General features: G+C 69.6%; 23 protein-coding genes and 1 pseudogene. 9 read left to right on the top strand and 15 right to left on the bottom strand.

All coding sequences use genetic code 11. The features are described 5' to 3' along the window. Both QQK83_RS15440 and QQK83_RS15435 read left to right on the top strand, forming a co-directional pair. Nucleotides 1-516, top strand: a pseudogene (locus tag QQK83_RS15440) (hypothetical protein); the annotation flags it as partial. Nucleotides 517-556: 40 nt separating this feature from the next. Further along, the gene (locus QQK83_RS15435) at nt 557-1,966 is read left to right on the top strand and encodes an outer membrane protein assembly factor BamB family protein (protein WP_284265765.1); all 1,410 of its coding nucleotides are present in this window, start codon (nt 557-559) and stop codon (nt 1,964-1,966) included. A gap of 66 nt (nt 1,967-2,032) precedes the next feature. Here the strand turns inward: QQK83_RS15435 and guaA are convergent, their stop codons facing one another. Then, the gene (guaA, locus tag QQK83_RS15430) at nt 2,033-3,622 is read right to left on the bottom strand and encodes a glutamine-hydrolyzing GMP synthase (RefSeq protein ID WP_284265763.1); all 1,590 of its coding nucleotides are present in this window, start codon (nt 3,620-3,622) and stop codon (nt 2,033-2,035) included. Between the two features lie 158 nt (nt 3,623-3,780). Between guaA and QQK83_RS15425 the strand changes: the two genes are divergently transcribed. Further along, nucleotides 3,781-5,331, top strand: coding sequence for a trimethylamine methyltransferase family protein (locus tag QQK83_RS15425; protein WP_284265761.1), 1,551 nt, complete (start codon nt 3,781-3,783; stop codon nt 5,329-5,331). A 10-nt stretch (nt 5,332-5,341) separates the two neighbouring features. Here the strand turns inward: QQK83_RS15425 and QQK83_RS15420 are convergent, their stop codons facing one another. Then, complete coding sequence (locus tag QQK83_RS15420) at nt 5,342-5,584, bottom strand: DUF6477 family protein (protein WP_284265759.1); 243 nt, start codon at nt 5,582-5,584, stop codon at nt 5,342-5,344. A gap of 218 nt (nt 5,585-5,802) precedes the next feature. Here QQK83_RS15420 and QQK83_RS15415 point away from each other — a divergent pair, with 218 nt between their 5' ends. Then, complete coding sequence (locus QQK83_RS15415) at nt 5,803-6,954, top strand: DUF6456 domain-containing protein (RefSeq protein WP_417750363.1); 1,152 nt, start codon at nt 5,803-5,805, stop codon at nt 6,952-6,954. A gap of 106 nt (nt 6,955-7,060) precedes the next feature. Then, nucleotides 7,061-8,011, top strand: a complete 951-nt coding sequence (lipA, locus tag QQK83_RS15410; RefSeq protein ID WP_284265755.1) for a lipoyl synthase — start codon at nt 7,061-7,063, stop codon at nt 8,009-8,011. Between the two features lie 21 nt (nt 8,012-8,032). Here lipA and QQK83_RS15405 read toward each other — a convergent pair whose 3' ends face one another. The 4 genes from QQK83_RS15405 to hpt form a co-directional block, all read right to left on the bottom strand. Further along, on the bottom strand, nt 8,033-8,944 hold the full coding sequence (locus tag QQK83_RS15405) for a cytochrome c (RefSeq protein ID WP_284265753.1): 912 nt from the start codon (nt 8,942-8,944) through the stop codon (nt 8,033-8,035). 47 nt (nt 8,945-8,991) lie between these two features. Next, nucleotides 8,992-9,426 carry a c-type cytochrome gene (locus tag QQK83_RS15400; protein ID WP_284265751.1) on the bottom strand — a complete coding sequence of 145 codons (435 nt, stop codon included), beginning with the start codon at nt 9,424-9,426 and terminating at the stop codon, nt 8,992-8,994. Between the two features lie 163 nt (nt 9,427-9,589). Next, nucleotides 9,590-9,775 (bottom strand): hypothetical protein, encoded by a 186-nt coding sequence (locus QQK83_RS15395; protein WP_284265749.1) that lies wholly within the window; start codon nt 9,773-9,775, stop codon nt 9,590-9,592. Next, nucleotides 9,775-10,350, bottom strand: coding sequence for a hypoxanthine phosphoribosyltransferase (gene hpt / locus QQK83_RS15390; RefSeq protein ID WP_284265747.1), 576 nt, complete (start codon nt 10,348-10,350; stop codon nt 9,775-9,777). The genes QQK83_RS15395 and hpt overlap by 1 nt, the downstream gene beginning before the upstream one ends. Before the next feature lie 90 nt (nt 10,351-10,440). On the opposite strand from hpt, the gene QQK83_RS15385 reads away from it, so the two are divergent. Then, complete coding sequence (locus tag QQK83_RS15385; RefSeq protein WP_284265745.1) at nt 10,441-10,917, top strand: type II toxin-antitoxin system RatA family toxin; 477 nt, start codon at nt 10,441-10,443, stop codon at nt 10,915-10,917. A gap of 6 nt (nt 10,918-10,923) precedes the next feature. Here QQK83_RS15385 and QQK83_RS15380 read toward each other — a convergent pair whose 3' ends face one another. The 4 genes from QQK83_RS15380 to purB all read right to left on the bottom strand — a co-directional run bounded on the left by QQK83_RS15380 (nt 10,924) and on the right by purB (nt 14,425). Next, nucleotides 10,924-12,000, bottom strand: a complete 1,077-nt coding sequence (locus QQK83_RS15380) for a FliG C-terminal domain-containing protein (RefSeq protein ID WP_284265743.1) — start codon at nt 11,998-12,000, stop codon at nt 10,924-10,926. Between the two features lie 143 nt (nt 12,001-12,143). Then, nucleotides 12,144-12,695: a tetratricopeptide repeat protein gene (locus QQK83_RS15375; RefSeq protein WP_284265741.1), complete on the bottom strand. Its 552-nt coding sequence runs from the start codon at nt 12,693-12,695 to the stop codon at nt 12,144-12,146. A gap of 162 nt (nt 12,696-12,857) precedes the next feature. Beyond that, the gene (locus QQK83_RS15370) at nt 12,858-13,019 is read right to left on the bottom strand and encodes a chitin-binding domain-containing protein (RefSeq protein WP_284265739.1); all 162 of its coding nucleotides are present in this window, start codon (nt 13,017-13,019) and stop codon (nt 12,858-12,860) included. Between the two features lie 98 nt (nt 13,020-13,117). Continuing rightward, nucleotides 13,118-14,425, bottom strand: a complete 1,308-nt coding sequence (gene purB, locus QQK83_RS15365; RefSeq protein WP_284265737.1) for an adenylosuccinate lyase — start codon at nt 14,423-14,425, stop codon at nt 13,118-13,120. A 65-nt stretch (nt 14,426-14,490) separates the two neighbouring features. On the opposite strand from purB, the gene QQK83_RS15360 reads away from it, so the two are divergent. Together QQK83_RS15360 and QQK83_RS15355 are read left to right on the top strand one after the other, a co-directional pair. Beyond that, complete coding sequence (locus QQK83_RS15360) at nt 14,491-14,916, top strand: hypothetical protein (RefSeq protein ID WP_284265735.1); 426 nt, start codon at nt 14,491-14,493, stop codon at nt 14,914-14,916. After that, a complete protein-coding gene (locus QQK83_RS15355) occupies nt 14,913-15,335 on the top strand; it encodes a DUF6314 family protein (protein WP_284265733.1) in 423 nt (140 codons plus the stop codon). The genes QQK83_RS15360 and QQK83_RS15355 overlap by 4 nt, the downstream gene beginning before the upstream one ends. Here the strand turns inward: QQK83_RS15355 and QQK83_RS15350 are convergent. The 5 genes from QQK83_RS15350 to QQK83_RS15330 form a co-directional block, all read right to left on the bottom strand. Then, entirely contained in the window at nt 15,298-15,900 is a 603-nt protein-coding gene (locus tag QQK83_RS15350) for a TetR/AcrR family transcriptional regulator (protein WP_284265730.1), read from the bottom strand. The two genes, QQK83_RS15355 and QQK83_RS15350, sit on opposite strands and share 38 nt — an antisense overlap. Before the next feature lie 72 nt (nt 15,901-15,972). Next, nucleotides 15,973-16,434 (bottom strand): hypothetical protein, encoded by a 462-nt coding sequence (locus QQK83_RS15345; protein ID WP_417750361.1) that lies wholly within the window; start codon nt 16,432-16,434, stop codon nt 15,973-15,975. Between the two features lie 78 nt (nt 16,435-16,512). Next, nucleotides 16,513-16,992, bottom strand: a complete 480-nt coding sequence (locus tag QQK83_RS15340) for a CinA family protein (RefSeq protein ID WP_284265728.1) — start codon at nt 16,990-16,992, stop codon at nt 16,513-16,515. Next, nucleotides 16,989-17,483, bottom strand: a complete 495-nt coding sequence (locus QQK83_RS15335) for a phosphatidylglycerophosphatase A family protein (protein WP_284265726.1) — start codon at nt 17,481-17,483, stop codon at nt 16,989-16,991. The genes QQK83_RS15340 and QQK83_RS15335 overlap by 4 nt, the downstream gene beginning before the upstream one ends. Continuing rightward, nucleotides 17,480-18,649: a bifunctional 2-C-methyl-D-erythritol 4-phosphate cytidylyltransferase/2-C-methyl-D-erythritol 2,4-cyclodiphosphate synthase gene (locus QQK83_RS15330; RefSeq protein WP_284265724.1), complete on the bottom strand. Its 1,170-nt coding sequence runs from the start codon at nt 18,647-18,649 to the stop codon at nt 17,480-17,482. The genes QQK83_RS15335 and QQK83_RS15330 overlap by 4 nt, the downstream gene beginning before the upstream one ends. A gap of 203 nt (nt 18,650-18,852) precedes the next feature. On the opposite strand from QQK83_RS15330, the gene dusB reads away from it, so the two are divergent. Further along, a partial coding sequence (dusB, locus tag QQK83_RS15325) for a tRNA dihydrouridine synthase DusB (RefSeq protein ID WP_417750362.1) occupies nt 18,853-19,524 on the top strand: 672 nt, incomplete at its 3' end.

Raw genomic sequence — 19,524 nt, 5'->3', positions numbered from 1 at the left:
GAGGCCGAGGCGGCCGCGGCCGCTCTGCGCGCGGCCGCCGAAGCGCCCGACCTGCCGCGGCGCTACCGTGACCTCGCCATGCTCAAGGCCGAGATGATGGCCCCTTCCGAGCCTGATGCTGCGCGGCTGATCCTTGGTGCCCTGGCCGAACCGGGCGCGCCCTTCGCGGCGCTGGCCGAGGAGCAGCTGGCGCTTCTGGATATCCGCACCGGCGATCTGGAGGCCGGGATCGACCGTCTGCGCAGCCTTGAACGCAGCGCGGCGGCGACGCCGGGCTTGCAACAACGGGCGTCTCAGTTGATTGTGGCTCTCGAGGCGGGGTCCGTGCTCGTCGACACCGCGCCCGAACCGCCCGCCGAGGTTGAAGTGGGGGCCGCGGTCGAGGCTGAAGGCGCACCCGCTCCAGCGGCCGCGGACGCGGTTGAACGGGACGCGGCGGACGAGGGCGCGACAGCTCCGGACGCAGAGGGCGCAGAGGCCGGGGCGACCCCCGAGACCCCTGCCGCACAGGATTGACGGCCGTCAGGGCGACGGCACAACAGGAAGGCCGAGGCGCATGACCGTGGTCGAGGGCAGAGCAGAGGGCACCACCGAACGCACGGGCGCAAGCCGGTCGGGATCGGCCCGCATCGCCGACTGGGGCATGGCGGCCCTGATCGTTCTGGCCCTGTCGGGCTGCGAACGCGAGGTGATCCTTCCCGGTGAACGCTTCGACACCCGCACCGCGCTGGACGCGACGCTTGCGGGGGAGGACGGGCGCAGCGCCGCCACCCTTGCCGCCGCCGACACCGACGCCGCCCGGCCGATCAGCCTGCCCGCAGCCGAGCGCCTCGGCGACTGGCCCAGCCGCGGGTACAACGCGGTCAACCGCCTGCCGCATGCGACGCTCTCGGCCACCCCGGCCGAGGTCTGGGCGACGGATATCGGCGCGGGCAACACGCGCCGCAACCGCATCGCCGCCGACCCGGTGGCGGCGGGTGGCCTTGTCTACACCATCGACGCCGACGCCCAGCTGCAGGCGACCGCCCTGTCCGGCGGCGCGCCCGCCTGGGTCGCAAGCCTCGTTCCCGATTTCGACCGTGGCGGCAATGCCTCGGGCGGCGGCCTGGCCGTGTCAGGTGACCGGCTCTTCGCAACCACGCCCTATGGCGAGCTGATAGCGCTGCAGGCGCAGACCGGCGCGGTGATCTGGCGGCAGCGGCTCGGCACGCTTCTGGGCGCGCCGACCGTCTCGGGCGGGATCGTCTATGTCGTCGGCCGCAACTCCGAGGCCTGGGCCATCGACGCCGATGACGGCCGCCTGCGCTGGCGCGTGCCCAGCAGCGACGCGCCTGCCGTTCTTGTCGGCGGTGCTGCACCGGCCGTGGCCGACGGTCGCGTGATCTTCCCCTTCCCCTCGGGCGAGATCGTGGCCGCGATGCCCAACACCGGTGGCACCTTGTGGAATTCCTTTGTCGCGGGCGGGCGGCTCGGCACGGCCTATGCCAGCGTGAACGACATCACCTCGGACCCCGTGGTGGTCGGCGGCACGATCTACGCGGGCAACCAGTCGGGCCGCGTGGTGGCGATGAACGCCCGCACCGGCATCCGGCAATGGACCGCGACCGAGGGGGCTTATTCCCCGGTTCTGGTCGCCGGTGGGTCGCTGTTCTTCGTGTCGGACCGCAACGAGCTGATCCGGCTGGACGCCGAGACCGGCGCGCGGGTCTGGGGCACCGAGCTGCCCTTGTTCGAGGCCAACCGCGAGCGGCGGCGCAAGGCGGTTTTCACCCATTTCGGCCCGATCCTTGCGGGCGGGCGGCTGGTGATCGCCTCGGGCGACGGCGAGATCCGCATGTTCTCGCCCGAAAGCGGCGCGCTTGTCGGCACCCTGCCGCTGCGTGGCGGCGCGGCCTCGGCCCCCATCGCCGTGGGCGACACGCTTCTGGTGGTCAGCACGGACGGCAGGCTGCACGCCTATCGCTGAGGCGGCCGCGAGCTGTCGCATCCGTGGAAAGAAAAAGGGCCGCGCAATGACGCAGCCCTTGTCATGTCATTCCCACTCGATCGTGCCGGGCGGCTTCGAGGTGATGTCATAGGTCACCCGGTTGATCCCCTTCACCTCGTTGATGATCCGCGTCGCGGTCTCGCCAAGGAAATCATGGGTGAACGGGTAGTAATCCGCCGTCATCCCGTCGATCGAGGTGACCGCGCGCAGCGCGCAGGCGAAATCATAGGTCCGCCCGTCGCCCATCACGCCCACGGTGCGCACCGGCAGGATCGCCACGAAGGCCTGCCATATCTCGTCGTACAGCCCGTGCTTGCGGATCTGGTCGATATAGACGGCATCGGCCTTGCGCAGGATCTCGAGCTTCTCGCGCGTGATCTCGCCGGGGCAGCGGATGGCAAGGCCGGGGCCGGGGAAGGGGTGGCGGCCGATGAAACTGGCCGGAAGGCCCAGCTCGTGCCCCAGCGCGCGGACCTCGTCCTTGAACAGCTCGCGCAGCGGCTCGACCAGTTTGAGGCCCATCTTCTCGGGCAGGCCGCCGACATTGTGGTGCGACTTGATCGTGACCGAGGGGCCGCCGGAGAAGGACACGGATTCGATGACATCGGGGTAAAGCGTGCCCTGCGCGAGGAACTCGGCCCCTTCGATCCCGTCGGCGTATTTCTGGAACACGTCGATGAACAGTTTGCCGATTGTCTTGCGCTTTGTTTCCGGATCGGAAACGCCTTCGAGCGCGCCGAGGAACAGCTCGCTCTCGTCGGCGTGGATCAGCGGGATGTTGTAATGGTCGCGGAACATCTTCACGACCTCTTCGGCCTCGTTCAGCCGCAGAAGCCCGTGATCGACGAAGACGCAGGTCAGCTGGTCGCCGATGGCCTCGTGGATCAGCACGGCGGCGACCGACGAATCGACCCCGCCCGACAGGCCGCAGATGACGCGTGCGTCGCCCACCTGCTCGCGGATGGCGCGCACGGCCTCTTCGCGGTAGGCGCGCATCGTCCAGTCGCCCTTGAAGCCCGCGAGACGGATGAAATTCTCGTAGAGCGTCTTGCCGTTGGGGGTGTGATGCACCTCGGGGTGGAACTGGACGGCGTAGAACTGCCGGTTCAAATCCGCGGTGATAGCGAAGGGCGCGCCGGGGGAGGTGCCCAGCACCTCGAAGCCCGGAGCGATCTCGGAGACATGGTCGCCATGGCTCATCCAGACCTGCTCGCGCCCCGAGCCGTCCATGAACCAGCCGGTCAGGATATCGGGCCGCGCTTCGGCGGGTGTGACCCAGGCCCGGCCGAATTCGGCGGTCGCATGCTCGCCCGCTTCCACGCGGCCGCCAAGGTCCTGCATCATGACCTGTTGGCCGTAGCAGATGCCGAGGATCGGCACGCCGCGCGCATAGACCGATTGCGGCGGGCGGGGCGAGCCCGCGCGCATCACCGAATCCGGCCCGCCCGAGAAGATCACGGCCTTCGGCGCGAAATCGTCGAGGAAGGCGTCGGTGACGTTCTGATAGGGGTGGATTTCGCAATAGACGTTCAGCTCGCGCAGGCGGCGGGCGATCAGTTGCGTGACCTGGCTGCCGAAATCGATGATCAGCAGGCGGTCGTGGTCATGCGGGTCGGGTGCGGCAACGGTGCTCATGGCCCCGCATTAGGCCCGCAAAAGCGGGCGCGCAAGCCCGGCGCGCGGCGTGCATGTCGCTTTCCCGCGCAGGGTGCCGCAATCCGCCCTCGCCGCGTGCGGGCGACAGGCTATGACCCGCGCAACTTCAACGCCTCGCATCAGGGGAGATCAGGGTTATGGCGGCAGCGGAACAGGCAGTCGGGCGGCGGGCACGCGGCGGTGGCGGGGCGGCACGACGGGCCGCGCGCTCGGCGGTCAGCTTCGAGACCGCGCGCTTCATCGAGCGCAACATCCCCAATTTCGAGATCCTGACCGACGAGGCCATCGAGATCATCGAGGCCAACGCCGAAACCGTTCTGGAAGAGATCGGCGTCGCCTTCGTCGAGAACCCCGCGGCGCTGCAGCGTTGGCGCGAAGCCGGGGCCGATGTCCGCGGCGAGCGGGTGCATATCCCCCGCGGGCTGGCCCGCAAGCTGTGCGAAACCGCGCCGTCGAAATTCACCCAGATCGCCCGCAACCCCGCGCGCAACGTCGAGATCGGCGGCAACTCCCTCGTGCTGGCCCCCGTCTACGGCCCCCCCTTCGTGCGCGACCGCATGGGCGGGCGGCGCTACGCGACGATGGCCGATTTCGAGATGTTCGTGAAACTCGGCTACATGTCGAAATGGCTGCACCATTCCGGCGGCACCGTCTGCGAGCCGACCGACATTCCGGTCAACAAGCGTCACCTCGACATGCTCTACGCGCACATGTCGCTCAGCGACAAACCCTACATGGGCTCGGTCACCGAACCCGTCCGCGCGCTTGATTCCATCGAGATGTCGAAGATCCTCTTCGGCGCGGATGTGGTCGACCAGAACTGCGTGATGACCTCGCTCATCAACATCAACTCGCCGCTGACCTTCGACAGCGTGATGATGGGCGCGCTGGAGCATTACGCCGCCGCGGGGCAGGCCTGCATCATCTCGCCCTTCATCGTGGGCGGCGCGATGGCGCCCGTTTCGGTCGCGGGCACGCTCACGCAGGTGCTGGCCGAGGTCATGGCCGGTGTCGCCTACAGCCAGCTGGTGCGCCCCGGCGCGCCCGCGATCTTCGGCGCCTTCGTGACCTCCATCGACATGAACTCGGGCGCGCCCACCTTCGGCACGCCGGAGGCGTCGCAGATCACCTATGGCGCGGGGCAACTGGCGCGGCGGCTGAACCTGCCCTACCGCTCGGCGGGGTCGTTCAACGGCTCGAAACTGCCCGATGCGCAGGCGGCCTACGAGACGGCGAACTCGCTCAACGCGGGGCTTCTGTCGGGCGTGAACTTCATGCTGCATGCCTGCGGCTGGCTCGAGGGCGGGCTGGTGGCCAGCCCGGAGAAATTCGTGATGGACGCCGACCAGCTGGGCGTGTTGCACAAGCTGGCCGAGGGCGTGCCGGTGGACGAGAACGCGCAGGCGATGGACGCGCTGCGCGAGGTGGGGCCGGGGGGGCATTTCCTGGGCTGTGCGCATACGCAGGCGAATTATTCGACCGCGTTCTGGCGGACCGGCGTGCTCGACTACAAACCCTACGAGACATGGTCGGAAGAGGGCGGGCGCGCCACCGATGCGCTGGCCGCGGTCAAGCTCGACCGGATGCTGGCCGACTACCAGCAGCCGATGCTCGACCCGGCCATCGACGAGGCGCTCAAGGCCTACATGACCGAGAAGAAGGCCGCGATGCCCGACGCTTTCATCTGAGCCCTGCGCCTCAGTTGACGGATCGCGCGGCACACAGGATCGCGCTCATCACCTCGACATGGCGGCTGGGGGAATAGCCCAGCCCGCCACCCATGCGGGCGGCGTTCAGCACCGCCTCTTCCTCCAGCAGGCGCTGGACGGGGCGGCGGCGCGCGCGGCGCTCGGCATCGCCACTGAGCGCGGCAAGACGGGCGGCGCGCAGCAGCAGGCCGGGGCGGTGCATCTGGCTGAGCCTGTGGGCAAGATCGGACATCAAACGGCCTCCTGTCATCGGTTGGGTCCGAGGCACAGGCTGGCATGACCGGGCAGGCTGTTGCGCACAGGCTTATCCACCGAACGCAATCCGCCCATCTGTTTACGAAAAAGAAACTATTTCGGGATTATCCACAGATTTTAACCATTCGGTAATCAATTCGCCGAAATCCTGCCGAGGTGTCCAGTCGCGAGGGAGATGGGACGATGACCTCGGCCATGGCCGATAACGGCCGCTTTTTGCCTGAATTTCCCGGCGCTTGCCCCGGTTTGCCCATCTGGGTGCCGGTGCCGGCGCGGCAGTATCTCGCCCATGTCTCGGCGGGCCAGTCGCTGCGCGCCATCGCGCGGGCGGCCGGTGAGCCCGCCTCGACCGTCTCGCGCCGCGTGCGGCGGCTGGAACGCCGCCGGGACGATCCGTTGCTCGACGAGGCGCTGACCGCGCTCGGGCCGCTGGTCTCGCCCGATCTTTCCCCTCACTCCAACCCAGAGGAGCCTTCCCACATGTCAGCCCCGTTCCGGTCCCCCCTCGGCGATGAAGGCACGATCGCGCGCGAGGCGCGGCGCATCCTCAGACGCCTGTGCGAAACCGATGCCGTTCTTGCCGTCGCGCAGGACATGGACAAGGCCGTGGTCCTGCGTCCCGGTCCCGGCGGTGAACAGACCCGCACCGCGGTCGTGGACCGCAAGACCGCGCAGGCCTTCGCGGTGAAGGACTGGATCGCCTGCCGCGCCGCGGGGCGCATCGCGCGCTACACGATCACCGCGGCGGGCAAGGCCGCGCTGCGCCGCCTGATCGACGAGGATCGCCGCCGCCGCCACCAGGCCGAGCTCGGCTTTGCCGATGCGAGCACGCCCTTCCAGGCGCAACATGCGATCTGGGGCGAGGCGCAGGTGGCCGAGCCGGGGGGCAAGTCCCGCAAGCTCAAGGTCAATCTTGCCGAATCCCCCCTCGCCGTTCTGGCGCGGCGCACCGGGACGGATGGCAAACCCTTCCTGACCCCCGACCTGGTGCAGGCCGGCGAGCGGCTGCGCGAGGATTTCGAGCGCGCCCAGATGGGCCCGCGTGTGGGCCAGAACTGGGACCGGTTCCTCACGGGGGGCGACCGCGGCGGCTTTCTCAACGACAGCGGCCTTGCCGAGGGGCCGCGCGCCGCGCGGGCCCGCGTCTCGGACGCGCTCGACGACCTCGGGCCGGGGCTGGCGGACGTGGTGCTGCGGGTCTGCTGCTTCCTCGAAGGGCTCGAGTCGGCCGAGAAGCGCCTCGGTTGGTCGGCCCGCTCGGGCAAGGTGGTGCTCAAGATCGGCCTGCAACGCCTGCTGCGCCATTACGAGGAACGTCACGGCTTCGTCCCCGCCCTGCGCGGCTGACGGGCGGGTTGCATCCTCCGCAAGGCGGATGTGCCGAAATGAGGCATGGGAATTGGCCGTATTTCCGTTACATAGGCCCCGAACAGGAGGAGTGAGGCCCGTTCCCATGCGCGATCTGAAGATCCCCGACCAGCGCCACCCCGAAAAGGCGCACCGTCCGACCAATGCCCAGCCGAAAAAGCCGAGCTGGATCAGGGTAAAGGCCCCCGTAGGCAAGGGATACCAGGAAACCCACCGCATCATGCGCGAGCACAAGCTGGTGACGGTCTGCGAGGAAGCGGGCTGTCCCAACGCCGGCGAATGCTGGAGCCAGGGTCACGCCACCATGATGATCATGGGCGAGATCTGCACCCGCGGCTGCACCTTCTGCAACGTGGCCACGGGCCGCCCGCAGGAGCTTGACCTGTTCGAGCCGGGCCGCGTGGCCGATGCCGTGCAGAAGCTGGGCCTGAACCATGTCGTGATCACCAGCGTCGACCGCGACGATCTCGAGGATGGCGGGGCCGAGCATTTCGCCATGACGATCCGCGCGATCCGCAAGCGCTCGCCCGGCACGACGATCGAGATCCTGACCCCCGATTTCCTGAAATGCGCCCCTTCGGTGCTGGAAACGGTGGTGGAGGCGAAGCCCGATGTCTTCAACCACAACCTCGAGACGGTGCCGGGCCTCTACCCCGAGGTGCGCCCCGGCGCGCGCTACTTCCATTCGCTGCGCCTGTTGCAGCGGGTGAAGGAGCTGGACCCGAGCATGTTCACCAAGTCCGGCATCATGGTGGGCCTGGGTGAGGACCGGCAATCGGTCCTTCAGGTCATGGACGACATGCGTGCGGCGGATATCGATTTCCTGACCATCGGCCAGTATCTGCAGCCTACGCCCAAGCACCACGCCGTCGACCGCTTCGTGCATCCCGACGAATTCGCGGCCTACGAGAAAGCCGCCTATGGCAAGGGCTTCCTCATGGTGTCGGCCACGCCGCTCACGCGGTCGTCCTATCACGCGGGCGACGATTTCGCCCGCCTGCGCGAGGCGCGGCTTAAGAAGCTGGGCGTGCAGTAGCGGCGTGGGTGGACGGCACCCTCAGTAGGGGATCGTGTCGTCCTCTGCCGCTTCGGGCAGCGCCTTGAGATAGGCGGCGATGGCCAGCCGGTCGCTTTCCGGCAGCTGGCTGAGGTTGCGGATCACCGACACCATGTGCCCGCCCGCGCTGTCGAACTCGGGCGTGAAGCCGTCGTTGAGATAGGCCGCGATCTCGGCCTGGGACCAGGTCAGCGCATCGGGCGTCAGGGCCGGGATCGTGCCGCGCCCGCTCGGGTCGGGGGCCCCCGCCATCCATGCCCCGCGGTCGAGCGCACCGAGAAAGGCGCGCGGCGTGTGGCATTCGGCGCAATGCGCCAGCGCCTCGGACAGGTAGCGCCCGCGCGCCTCTGCCTCGGTGAGCGTGCCGGTCACCGCGAAATCGTCTTGCAGGTTCAACAGGTTCCACACCCCGACCGTGCGCCGGATCGAGAAGGGAAAGCCCAGCTCATGCGGCTGGTTCGCCATGTCCGAGGCCGGCAGCGTCTGCCAGAAGGCCCAGAGATCGGCAAGGTCCTGCCGCGTGGCCAGCCGGTAGGCGGTGTAGGGAAAGGCAGGGTAGTAATGCCGCCCCTCGGGGCTTGTGCCCTCCTGCAGGGCGGTCACGAACTGGGCGAATGTCCAGTCGCCGATCCCCTGTTCCGGGTGCATCGAGATGTTGGGCGCGACGAAGGTGCCGAAGTCCGACGGGAACCGCTGCCCGCCCGACAGGATCAGCCGCGCCTCGCCCGTCGCATCCTCGGCCGCATGGCATGACGCGCAGCCGGCGGCCCAGAACACGGCCTCCCCCGCGACGGCATCCCCGGTCAGCCCGGCCAGCTCCTCGGCGGGGACGGTGCCGGGGCGGGTCAGGCCCCAGAAGACCGCAAGCCCACCCAGGGCAAGCACGGGAAGCGAAAGGAAAAGGCGGCGCATGGCAGGGGAAGGGGCAGGGCGCGGATCACGCGCCCCGCCCGGTCCTATCATTCCGACGCGCGGTATGCGTCGTGGCAGGCGCCGCAGGTGCCGCCCACGGGGCCGAGGGCCGCGCGCAAGGGCTCCAGCCCGTCGCCCGCGACGGCGGCCAGCCCTTCGGCGGCGGCGCCGAAGGCCTGCCACTTGGCGATCACGTCGGGCAGGTTCTCCCAGATCGCGGGCAGGGCGCGGGTGCCCACGAGCGAGACGTTGTCGGTGCCCTCGGGCCAGTGGAAGCTCTGGTCGATCTGCGACACCGTCACGAGGTTGTTGGCGGCAGTCTGCGCTGCCTCGGCGTCATAGTCGCTGTTGCCACGGGCCATGCCACCCAGCACGCCGATGTTCACGGCCATGATCTGGAACTGGCCCTGCCGGGCCTGGACGGGACCGGGCAGGTCCTGCGCGGTGGCGGCGAGGCCGGTGCCGATTGCTGCGAGGGCCACGACACTGGCTAAAAGGCTACGACTGTACATTGCTGGCTTCCTTTGGGCTGAGGAGCGGTCGCTCCGGCCTCACCCTAGAGGTCGCAACCGACGGGTCAACTGACGCTTCTGTTACTTTTCGCAGGGAGGTTGTGCGCCGATCGGCCCCTTCGGTCAGCCTGGCTCAGGGGGCCGTCAGCCGCGGGCCGCGCAGCACGCGCTCGGGCGTCAGCCATTCCGGCCAGCCGACAAGCCACTCGACCGCCGCGAACCCGATGCCGATGCCGCAGATCACCGCGATGGCGATGCGCTGGTTGCGCGATGGCGGATGCCGCAGCCACAGGAGCATCCGCATCAGGAAGGGCGGCATCAGGCCCCCGGTGCCTCCAGCATCCGGACCTTGCCGATATAGGGCAGGTTGCGGTTGCGCTGCGCGTAGTCGATGCCGTAGCCCACGACGAATTCGTCGGGGATCTGGAAGCCGGTCCAGTCGGCCTTGATGTCGACCTCGCGCCGCGTCGGCTTGTCGAGCAGCGCGATGGTCTTGAGCCGCCGCGGCTCGCGCGAGCGGAGCAGGTTCACGACATGGTGCAGCGTGTGGCCGGTGTCGACGATATCCTCGACGACCAGCACGTCGCGGCCCGCGATCTCGCCGCGCAGGTCCTTGAGGATGCGCACTTCGCGGCTGCTTTCCATCGCGTTGCCGTAGCTCGAGGCCTCGAGGAAATCGACCTCGACCGGCAGGTCGATCTCGCGCACCAGGTCCGCGATGAAGACGAAACTGCCCCGCAGAAGGCCCACGACGACCAGCTTCTCGGTGTCGGCAAAGACGCGCTCGATCTCGCGCGCAAGCTCCTCGATGCGGGCGGCGATGGCCTTGGCCGAGATCATGCGGACCACCTCGTAGCCCGGTGTCGCGGCCGTCCCCTTGCCTGACTGCGCCATAATGCCCCCCGTCGGATCGGGCCCGAGGCCCTTGAAAAAGCCCTCGCGTTTTATGACATGGTCGCCACAGGCGAAAGGCGAAAGGCGGGCATGCCGACACATTCCGAAACGCGACGGCTGCCCTACAGCCCCGAGCAGATGTATCAGCTGGTGGGCGACGTGGCGCGCTACCCGCAGTTCATCCCCTGGATCAGCGCGGCGCGCGTGCGCTCGGTCACGCCCGAAGGCGACCATGCCGTGATGCTGGCGGACCTCGTGATCGGGTTCAAGATGTTCCGCGAACGCTTCCTGAGCCGCGTGACGCTCTGGGAAGAGGCGCGCCGGATCGACACGGAATACGTCGACGGCCCCTTCAAGCACATGATTTCCAACTGGGAATTTGCGCCCGCGCCGGATGGCGGCACGGGGTGCGAGGTGCGCTTCGCGGTGGATTTCGAGTTTCGCAACAAGCTGCTGCAGGGCGCGGCCGGGCTGTTCTTCCACGAGGCGATGCAGCGCATCGTGCGCGCCTTCGAGGCACGGGCCGAGGCGCTGTATGGCACCGCGGGTGCCGCCGCCAACGGCTGAACGGCCTCAATCCTCGGGCGGGATCAGCCGGATCTCGCCCTCCTCCTCCAGGGCGCGGATCGCGGTGACGACCTCGGCCATCGAGGCCTCCCCCTCGTCGCCGCGGGGCGGGGCAAGGCCCTGGGCCTCGTCGCGCATCTGTTCGGCCAGCCGTTTCGACATGTTCTCCAGCAGGAACTCGGCGGCCAGCGGGGCGGTGGCAAAGGCCGCGGCCAGCGCGCGGATCAGCGCGTCGGGGTCCACCCGGCGCAGGATGCGGGGCACGTCGGTCGCCTCGACCCGCTTGGGGATATGCTCGAATGTGAAGATCGCGCGGCGCACCTCCTCGGCGAAGCGCGTGTCGCGCGCCTCGAGCCCCGAGAGCAGCGCATCGCGCAGCCCCGCACCGACCGAGTTGAGGATCGCGCCCACCCGGTCCACCGGGCCCGCGCGAAAGGCCGGTTCGGGCACGTCCCGCATCTGTTCGAGCAGCTGCGCGCCGATCCGTTCGACCATGCGCGGCGTCACGGTGGCGGTCAGCGCGACGGCATGGGCGATGACCTGCGCCCGCTCCTGCGGCAGGTCGGCGAGCAGCGCCGCGGCCTTGGCCACGCCCAGTTTCGACAGCAGGATGCCCGCGACCTCGGCGCTTTCGCTCAACAGAAGCGGGCGCAGGCGGTCGGGGTCCATGGCGGCCAGTTTCGTCCAGGGATCGGCGGGGTCGCCCGCTTCGGCCTCGGCGCGCAGGCCGTCGCGGGCGATGGGCGAGATATGCGGCTCGAGCAGGCCGAGCGCGGCCTGCAGGCCGTGCGGCCCGGCCATGGCGAGCCCGTCGAGCCGGGCCGTGAACTCGCCCACCACCTGCGACAGCGTGGTGCGGTCGATCTGGCCCAGCGTGCCCATGGCGCGCGCAAGATCGGCCTGCATCGCCGGGCTGAGACGGTCGAGCCCCGGCGACACCTGTTGACTGAGCAGAAGGCGCACGATCACCGCTGCCTTCTGTTTCGCGCTGAGATGCCGCGGCGGCGGCACCATGCGCGCGGCCTTGCCCCTGTCGTCGGCCCGGCCATCGCCGATATTTCCGCCGTCAAGGACGGCACCCATTTCCCGTTCAAAGCCCATGACCCACCCGTTCCACACCAGATTCACCCGGAGGCCAGCCTTGACGCGCAAGGGTTAAGGCCCGGCTGACGCGCGGCGCGGAACGCGGGGCATTTGCCGCGAATTGCGGCGGATGATGCCGTGGCTCAGTAGTCGTATCCGGCGGGCGAGCCCTGCGCGATGGCCGCCGCCAGCGCGCGCTCGGGCCAGCGGCCCGCACCGCCGCGTGCCCTGATCTCGGCCAGTTGCACCTCGGCCAGCCCGGTCTCGCCCAGTTGCAGCCGCGCCATTCCGAGATAGGCGCGCGCAAGCAGGTTGTCGGGGTCGGCGGCCAGCGCGCGGTCGTAATGGTCCAGGCCCGTCTGCATGTCGCCCATGCTGCGAGTGGAATAACCCATGTAGGTCAGCACCATCGTGTCGCCCTGGTCGGGCGCGCGGGCCAGAAGCGCCAGCGCATCGCCGTGCCGCCCGGCATAGGCCAGCTCGCGGACGGTGGTGATCAACGCCTCGGGGTCGGTCGCCTGCGCGCTCTCCTCGATCGCCACGCAGGCTTGCGTCTCGCCGTCCCAGACCGTGCCTTCGGCGCATTCGGTGGTGGTTTCGGTGGGGCTGGGCGGGTTGTCATCGGGGCCGACCGCCAGCGCCGCGGGCGCGAGAAGGGCCGCGAAACCGGCGGTCAGAAGCGTCTTGCGGATCATGCGTCGATCTCCCGTGCTGAGGATGCTTGCGCATGGAACTGGGGCAGGCGGCTCCGGTGGCAAATGACGCTTTGGTGACCCTGCCGCGCCTCCGGCCATGGCAAAAGCCGCGCGCGACGGCTGTCGCACGCGGCTTTCGATGTCAGGTCTGGCGGCTTCGTCTCAGCTGGTGGCCGTGGGCACGCAAGCTTGGGTCTCTGCGTCCCAGGTGGCGCCGTCTGCGCAGCTCATGGTCACTTCGTGGCTGCCCCAGCTGCATTCGGCGTAGGCAAATCCGGGCACGGCCATCAGGACGAAGGCGGCCAGGAGGGTCTTGATGCGCATGTCGCGTCTCCTCGGTCTGCTGCTGTCTGGTCGTCTGTTGCACCTGAAAGGGTAGCACGGGCGCGCCAAAAGACAATGACCTTGCGCGGGGGCGGGGGTCACCCCTCGCCGAAGACCCGCTTGAAGATCGTGTCGACATGCTTGGTGTGGTAGCCGAGGTCGAATTTCTCGTCGATCTGGGCGGGCGACAGCGCCGCCGTCACCTCGGCATCGGCCAGCAGTTCCTCGCGGAAATCGCGGCCCTCTTCCCAGACCTTCATCGCGTTGCGCTGCACGAGGCGATAGGCGTCCTCGCGGCTGACGCCGGCTTGCGTGAGCGCCAGAAGCACGCGCTGCGAATGCACCAGCCCGCGGAACTTGTTCATGTTGGCGATCATCGTGTCGGGGTAGATCACCAGCTTGTCGATGACCCCCGTCAGCCGCGCCAGCGCGAAATCCAGCGTGATGGTCGCATCCGGCCCGATCATCCGCTCGACCGAGCTGTGCGAGATGTCGCGCTCGTGCCAAAGCGCCACGTTCTCCATCGCGGGAACGACGGCTGCGCGGACCATGCGCGCCAGCCCCGTCAGGTTCTCGGTCAGCACCGGGTTGCGCTTGTGCGGCATCGCGCTCGAACCCTTCTGCCCCTTCGAGAAGAACTCCTCGGCCTCCAGCACCTCGGTGCGCTGCATGTGGCGGATCTCGATGGCGATGTTCTCGATCGAGGAGGCGATCACGCCCAGCGTGGCGAAGAACATCGCGTGACGGTCGCGCGGGATGACCTGCGTGGAAATCGGCTCGGGCCGAAGGCCCAGCTTCTCGCAGACATGCTCCTCGACCGCGGGGTCGATGTTGGCGAAGGTGCCGACCGCGCCGGAAATCGCGCCGGTGGCGATCTCCCAGCGGGCCTTTTCCAGCCGGTTCCGGTTTCGCTCCATCTCGGCGTAGAAGCGGGCGAAGGTCAGGCCCATGGTCACCGGCTCGGCATGGATGCCGTGGCTGCGCCCGATCCGCACCGTCATCTTGTGTTCCAGCGCCCGCCGCTTCAGCGCGGCAAGCAGCCCGTCCATGTCGGCCAGCAGGATGTCGGCGGCGCGCATCAGCTGGATGTTGAAGGTCGTGTCCAGCACGTCCGACGAGGTCATCCCCTGGTGGACGAAGCGCGCCTCGTCGCTGCCCACGATCTCGGCCAGGTGCGTCAGGAAGGCGATCACGTCATGCTTGGTCACCGCCTCGATCTCGTCGATGCGGGCGACGTCGAATTCCACGTCCTTGGCCTTCCACACGGCCTCGGCATTGGCCTTGGGGATCACGCCGAGGGCGGCTTGCGCGTCGCAGGCATGGGCCTCGATCTCGAACCAGATGCGGAACTTGGTGGCGGGCTCCCAGAGGGCGACCATCTCGGGGCGGGAATAACGGGGGATCATCGGCACGGCCTTGCGTTCGGGTCAGACTTTGCGCTCTCTTAGGCGTGACGGGACGGAGGGACAAGGTGAGCGGCCCACGCAAATGGACGCGGAGCGCGGTTCGGGCGCTTGTGGTGGCGCTCGGGCTGGGATCGGCCGCGGCGGGCGCGGCGCTGGCCAATGGCGGGGCCGTGGACGCGTCCGGCGCCGGTCCCGAGGCAATTGCCGAGAGCGGTCCGGCGATCCGGGCGGCGCTTCTGGCGCATGACGTCATCTATCCCGGCATCGGCTGGGAGCGGCACGAGCCGAACGGCCGCATCCTGTCGCGCAGCCTCGAAGGGCCCTACGGGCGCACCAGCGTCGGCGAATGGCGCATGGAGGGCGCGCTGCGCTGCCTGCGCTGGACCCGCGCCGCGGCGTGGGTCTGCTACCGTGTCGAGATCGAGGGCGAGACGCTGCGCTTCATCGACCCGCTGGGCAATGTCAGCGCCGGTCGGCTGCAGCCGCGATGATCACGCTGGACCAGCTCGAAGGGCATTGGCAGCTCACCCGCGAGATCGAGGATCGCCGCGGCGGCGTGACCGGCCGACTGGAGGGGACCTGCCGGTGGCTGCGCGACGCGCAGGGGCTGCGGCAGGAGGAAGAGGGGCGTCTGACCATGGGCAACGGCCCCGCGCTGGAGGCGCGGCGCGTCTATCTCTGGCGCGCGGCGGGCGACGGGATCGAGGTGACCTTCGAGGACGGGCGGCCCTTTCACCGCCTTGGGCCGGGGCGGTTGACCGACCGCCACCTGTGCGATCCCGACACCTATGACGTCAGCTACGATCTTGCGCAGTGGCCGGACTGGACGCAACGCTGGCGGGTGACCGGCCCGCGCAAGGATGCGGTGATCCTCAGCCGGTTTCGCCCGCTTCGTCCCCCGCTGTCATAGGCGGGGCGGGGGCTGGGGCGGGTGCTGCGGGCGGGGGGTAGAACCGCGCGACGGCAAGGTCGGCGGCCTTGTGCATGTTGGCCACCTCCAGCACCAGCGCGCCCTGGATCAGCGCGAGCATCTCCTTGGCGCGCACCTTGGGCGCGGCGATGCCCTGCGGCAGCCGCGCCCCGATCAGGGCAAGTTGCCCCACGAGCAGGCGGCGGGAGGCGGCGAGGTGCGGCGCGTCCCCGCGCCCGGTTTCCGACAGGATGTCGAGCCAGACCCTGAGGTAGGGCCGGAAGGTGGCCGAGCGCAGCAGGCCCAGCAGGGCGGCAAGGCACTCCGCCTCCGAGGCGAAGCGTTCGGCGGGAAGGGCCGCATCGAGCGCCGACAGGATCTCGTCCGCCAACTTGTCCAGCAGCGCCGCGATCAGCGCGCCCTTCGAGCCGAAATGGTAGATCAGCATCCGGTCCGAGGTGCCCGCAGCGCGGGCCAGCGGGCGCAGCGTCGCCCCGGCGAGGCCGGTGCCGCGCACATGGGCGGACATCGCGGCCAGAAGGTCGGTCTTGTTCAGCGTCGTCATCTCTGCGCGCGTGCCCCCTCCTGTCTGGCGGCGTGCCCGGCCGGTGCGGCCCCGTGACCCCGACTGCCGCTCTCAGGCCTTGGCCCGCGCCCCGGTGTCGGGCACCGGTTGAAGCTCCTGTTCCGGTGCGGCCGCCGGTGCAGCCGCCATCCGGTCGGCCTTCTTGCGGACCAGCACCGTGCGCAGGTCATGCATCGCCAGCAGCAGCCGGTCGGTGACCTCTTCGAGGTCGGCGTCGCTGGCGCGGCTCTGGGCCCATTGTGTCGTGAGGTTGAGGTGATCCACCGCGCGGTGGATGTCGTCGATGTCGCGGTCGTCCAGCACCGCGCGGCGCTCCTCGATCCACTCCTCGATCACCGCCCGCTCCTCGGCCCCGAGGGGGCGGTCGCCATGGGGGCGGATGTTGCCGTTGCGGATGTTGACGATGGCGATCTCCTCCATCTCGATCCGGCGCTGGCGGTTCTCGGTGGAGACGCGGAACACGGCCGCGCCGTTCTCGCGGATGCGGAAATAGAACTCCGGTAAATCGGTCATCAGTTTGGGTGTCCCGCTGGTCACTCGCTACTCGGTGCGGCGCAAGGTATGCCGCGCCGCGGGCCCTGTCAAAGCGCCTCAGGCCTCGCCGCGCTCGAAGCTGGCGGCCAGCAGCATGGCAAGCGCATGGCGCAGCGCGGCCGCGCGCACCTCGGCCCGGCCGATGGCCCCGAACTCCCGCGTTTCGGTCAGCACCCGCCCGCCATGGGCGAGCCCGAAACAGACGCGCCCCTCGGGCTTGTGGTCAGAACCGCCGGGGCCCGCGATGCCGGTGACGGAGACCGCGATCTCGGCATGCGCGCGCGCCAGCGCGCCTTGGGCCATTTCGGCGGCGACCGGCTCGGACACCGCGCCATGGGCCTGCAAGGTCGCGGGGCGCACGCCCAGCATCTCGGTCTTGGCGGCGTTGGAATAGGTGACGAAGCCGCGGTCGACCACGTCGGACGCGCCCGGCACCTCGGTCAGCGCCGCCGCGATCATGCCGCCGGTGCAGCTTTCGGCGGTGGCCAGCCGCCAGCCGCGGCGGCGGAGCGCGTCGAGCACCTCGGCCGCGGTCATCCCGCCACCTGCGGCAGATGCGCGATGAAGGCGAAGACGGCGACGACCAGCGCCGCGAGCCAGCCCGCGATCAGGTCGTCGGCCATGACGCCCAGCGGCCCCTCCTGCCTGTCGGCCCAGCCGACGGGGCCGGGCTTGAGCACGTCGAACAGCCGGAAGGCGACAAAGGCCGTCAGCACGCCGGGCCAGAGCGCCCAGAACCCGGCACCGGCCATCTGCGCGCCCAGCGACACCGGCCAGAGCGCGATCCACTGGCCCGCGACCTCGTCGATGACGATCTCGGAGGGGTCCTTGTCGGCGCTGCCGCGTGTCGCCTCGCCCACCGCCCACCAGCCCAACGCGGTCACGGCAAGCGTCGCGGCCAGAAGCAGCCAGAACCCGCCCGCGACATGCAGCGCCCAAGCCAGAAGCACCGCCGCGGCACTGCCCCATGTGCCCGGTGCAGGGCGCAGCAGCCCGACGAACCCGACCGTGGTGATCGCCCGGATCATGCCTTCACCAGCGTGACCGTGGCCATGGCCGCGATCCCCTCCTGGCGGCCGGCGAAGCCCAGCCCCTCGGTCGTCGTGGCCTTGACCGAGACGCGCCCGGCCTCGATCCGCAACAGCCCGGACAGCCGGGCGCGCATCGCGGTCGCATGGGGGCCGATCTTGGGCCGCTCGCAGATCAGCGTCACGTCGGCATGGGTGATGGTGAAGCCCCGGCTTGCCGCCAGCTCGACGGCATGGGTCAGGAAGATGTGGCTCTCGGCCCCTTTCCACTGCGGATCGGAGGGCGGGAAATGCGTGCCGATATCCCCCTCGGCCAGCGCGCCGTAGATCGCGTCGGTCAGCGTGTGCAGGCCCACGTCGGCGTCGGAATGGCCCTGAAGGCCGCGCTCGTGCGGGATGGCGATGCCGCACAGCATCACGTGCCCGCCGGGGCCGAAGCGATGCACGTCAAAGCCGTTGCCGGTGCGGATGTCCATGGGTGTCTCCATCAGCTTCCGCGCGCGGTCGAAATCCGCGGCGGTGGTCAGTTTCAGGTTCGTCTCGCATCCCGGCGTGATGGCCACGTGCATGCCATGGGCGCGCGCGACCGCGACATCGTCGGCGGCCGGGCCTTGCAGGGCGGCATGGGCCGCGCGGATCGCGGGCAGGCGGAAGCCCTGCGGCGTTTGCGCCCGCCAGAGCCCGTCGCGGGTTTCGGTGCCGGTGACCGTGCCCTCGCCGCGCCACAGCGCATCGGTGACGGCCAGCGCCGGGGCCGCGCCGTCATGGGTGTCGAGCGCCGCGAGCACGCCGTCGATCACGGCGCGGCTGACCAGCGGGCGGGCGGCGTCGTGGATCAGCACGGTCTCGATGCCCTCGGGGATCGCGGCCAGCCCCGCCCGGACCGAGGCGTCGCGCGTCGCCCCGCCAAGCGCCTCGATCAGCGGCAGGCGCGTTTCGGGGCACGCGGCGGCGAAAAGGGCGGCGTCATCGGCATGGCGCACGATCACGATGGCGGCGACGGCGGGGTGTGCGTCGAAGGCCGCGATCGTGCGGGCGATCACGGGAGCACCGGCCAAATCCCTGTATTGCTTGGGCAATCCACCGCCCGCGCGGGTGCCGCGCCCGGCGGCCACGATCAGCGCGGCGGCGGTCGGATGCGGGGCGGGGGCGGGTTGGTCACTCATCCTGCGCGTGATAATCCCTTGCGTGCCGCGGCACAACGCGGCATGACGAGCGCCCAGCATTTCATCGCTCCGCCCGTTTTTTGCGCAAAAACCTGTGTGGTGGGCGCTGTCATGATTGTTTCTTTTGAACTTCCGGGGTCTGGGCCCTATGCCCTCGGAATGTGCGCACAAGGATTAGGCACTTGACCATTTCACTGGCAGACATGCCGCTCGCGCCGCCGGTGCTGCTGGCGCCGATGGCCGGCATCACCGACCGCCCGTTCCGCGACCTCGTCGCCTCCTTCGGAGCGGGTCTGGTGGTGTCCGAGATGGTCGCCAGCCAGGAGATGGTCGAGGCCAAGGCCTCGGTCCGGGCGCGCGCGGAACTCGGCTATGACGCCGCCCGCACCGCGGTGCAGATCGCGGGCCGCGAGGCGCGTTGGATGGCCGAGGCCGCGCGGATCGCCGAAGGGCAGGGCGCGCGGATCATCGACATCAACATGGGCTGCCCCGCCAAGAAGGTGACGAGCGGCTATTCCGGCTCGGCGCTGATGCGCGACCCCGACCACGCGCTGACGCTGATCGAGGCGGTGGTGGCCGCCGTGAAGGTGCCCGTCACGCTCAAGACCCGGCTCGGCTGGGACGACGCGATGCGCAACGCCCCCGATCTGGCCCGCAGGGCCGAGGCGGCGGGCGTGCAGATGATCACGATCCACGGGCGCACGCGCTGCCAGTTCTACAAGGGCCGCGCCGACTGGGCCGCGATCCGCGACGTGACCGAGGCGGTGGCCATTCCCGTCATCGCCAATGGCGACATCACCGGCCCGCGCGCGGCGGCCGAGGCGCTGCGCCTGTCGGGGGCGGCGGGCGTCATGGTGGGCCGGGGCGCGCAGGGG

The organism is Roseicyclus amphidinii, from assembly GCF_030163755.1.
Taxonomy (GTDB): domain Bacteria; phylum Pseudomonadota; class Alphaproteobacteria; order Rhodobacterales; family Rhodobacteraceae; genus Roseicyclus; species Roseicyclus amphidinii.
The sequence above is the reverse complement of the archived record's forward strand: the minus strand, read 5'-3'. Positions and strand labels throughout refer to the sequence as shown.

Coding starts and splice junctions, on each gene's coding strand:
- QQK83_RS15385 (WP_284265745.1), top strand. CDS start 10,441: ATGCCGACACATTCCGAAACGCGACGGCTGCCCTACAGCCCCGAGCAG.
- QQK83_RS15415 (WP_417750363.1), top strand. CDS start 5,803: ATGGCCGATAACGGCCGCTTTTTGCCTGAATTTCCCGGCGCTTGCCCC.
- QQK83_RS15370 (WP_284265739.1), bottom strand. CDS start 13,019: ATGCGCATCAAGACCCTCCTGGCCGCCTTCGTCCTGATGGCCGTGCCC.
- QQK83_RS15435 (WP_284265765.1), top strand. CDS start 557: ATGACCGTGGTCGAGGGCAGAGCAGAGGGCACCACCGAACGCACGGGC.
- QQK83_RS15380 (WP_284265743.1), bottom strand. CDS start 12,000: ATGGGTGCCGTCCTTGACGGCGGAAATATCGGCGATGGCCGGGCCGAC.
- QQK83_RS15420 (WP_284265759.1), bottom strand. CDS start 5,584: ATGTCCGATCTTGCCCACAGGCTCAGCCAGATGCACCGCCCCGGCCTG.
- QQK83_RS15375 (WP_284265741.1), bottom strand. CDS start 12,695: ATGATCCGCAAGACGCTTCTGACCGCCGGTTTCGCGGCCCTTCTCGCG.
- QQK83_RS15340 (WP_284265728.1), bottom strand. CDS start 16,992: ATGACCGCGGCCGAGGTGCTCGACGCGCTCCGCCGCCGCGGCTGGCGG.
- lipA (WP_284265755.1), top strand. CDS start 7,061: ATGCGCGATCTGAAGATCCCCGACCAGCGCCACCCCGAAAAGGCGCAC.
- QQK83_RS15355 (WP_284265733.1), top strand. CDS start 14,913: ATGATCACGCTGGACCAGCTCGAAGGGCATTGGCAGCTCACCCGCGAG.
- QQK83_RS15350 (WP_284265730.1), bottom strand. CDS start 15,900: ATGACGACGCTGAACAAGACCGACCTTCTGGCCGCGATGTCCGCCCAT.
- QQK83_RS15335 (WP_284265726.1), bottom strand. CDS start 17,483: ATGATCCGGGCGATCACCACGGTCGGGTTCGTCGGGCTGCTGCGCCCT.
- QQK83_RS15395 (WP_284265749.1), bottom strand. CDS start 9,775: ATGCCGCCCTTCCTGATGCGGATGCTCCTGTGGCTGCGGCATCCGCCA.
- QQK83_RS15345 (WP_417750361.1), bottom strand. CDS start 16,434: ATGACCGATTTACCGGAGTTCTATTTCCGCATCCGCGAGAACGGCGCG.
- QQK83_RS15425 (WP_284265761.1), top strand. CDS start 3,781: ATGGCGGCAGCGGAACAGGCAGTCGGGCGGCGGGCACGCGGCGGTGGC.
- QQK83_RS15405 (WP_284265753.1), bottom strand. CDS start 8,944: ATGCGCCGCCTTTTCCTTTCGCTTCCCGTGCTTGCCCTGGGTGGGCTT.
- guaA (WP_284265763.1), bottom strand. CDS start 3,622: ATGAGCACCGTTGCCGCACCCGACCCGCATGACCACGACCGCCTGCTG.
- QQK83_RS15330 (WP_284265724.1), bottom strand. CDS start 18,649: ATGAGTGACCAACCCGCCCCCGCCCCGCATCCGACCGCCGCCGCGCTG.
- purB (WP_284265737.1), bottom strand. CDS start 14,425: ATGATCCCCCGTTATTCCCGCCCCGAGATGGTCGCCCTCTGGGAGCCC.
- hpt (WP_284265747.1), bottom strand. CDS start 10,350: ATGGCGCAGTCAGGCAAGGGGACGGCCGCGACACCGGGCTACGAGGTG.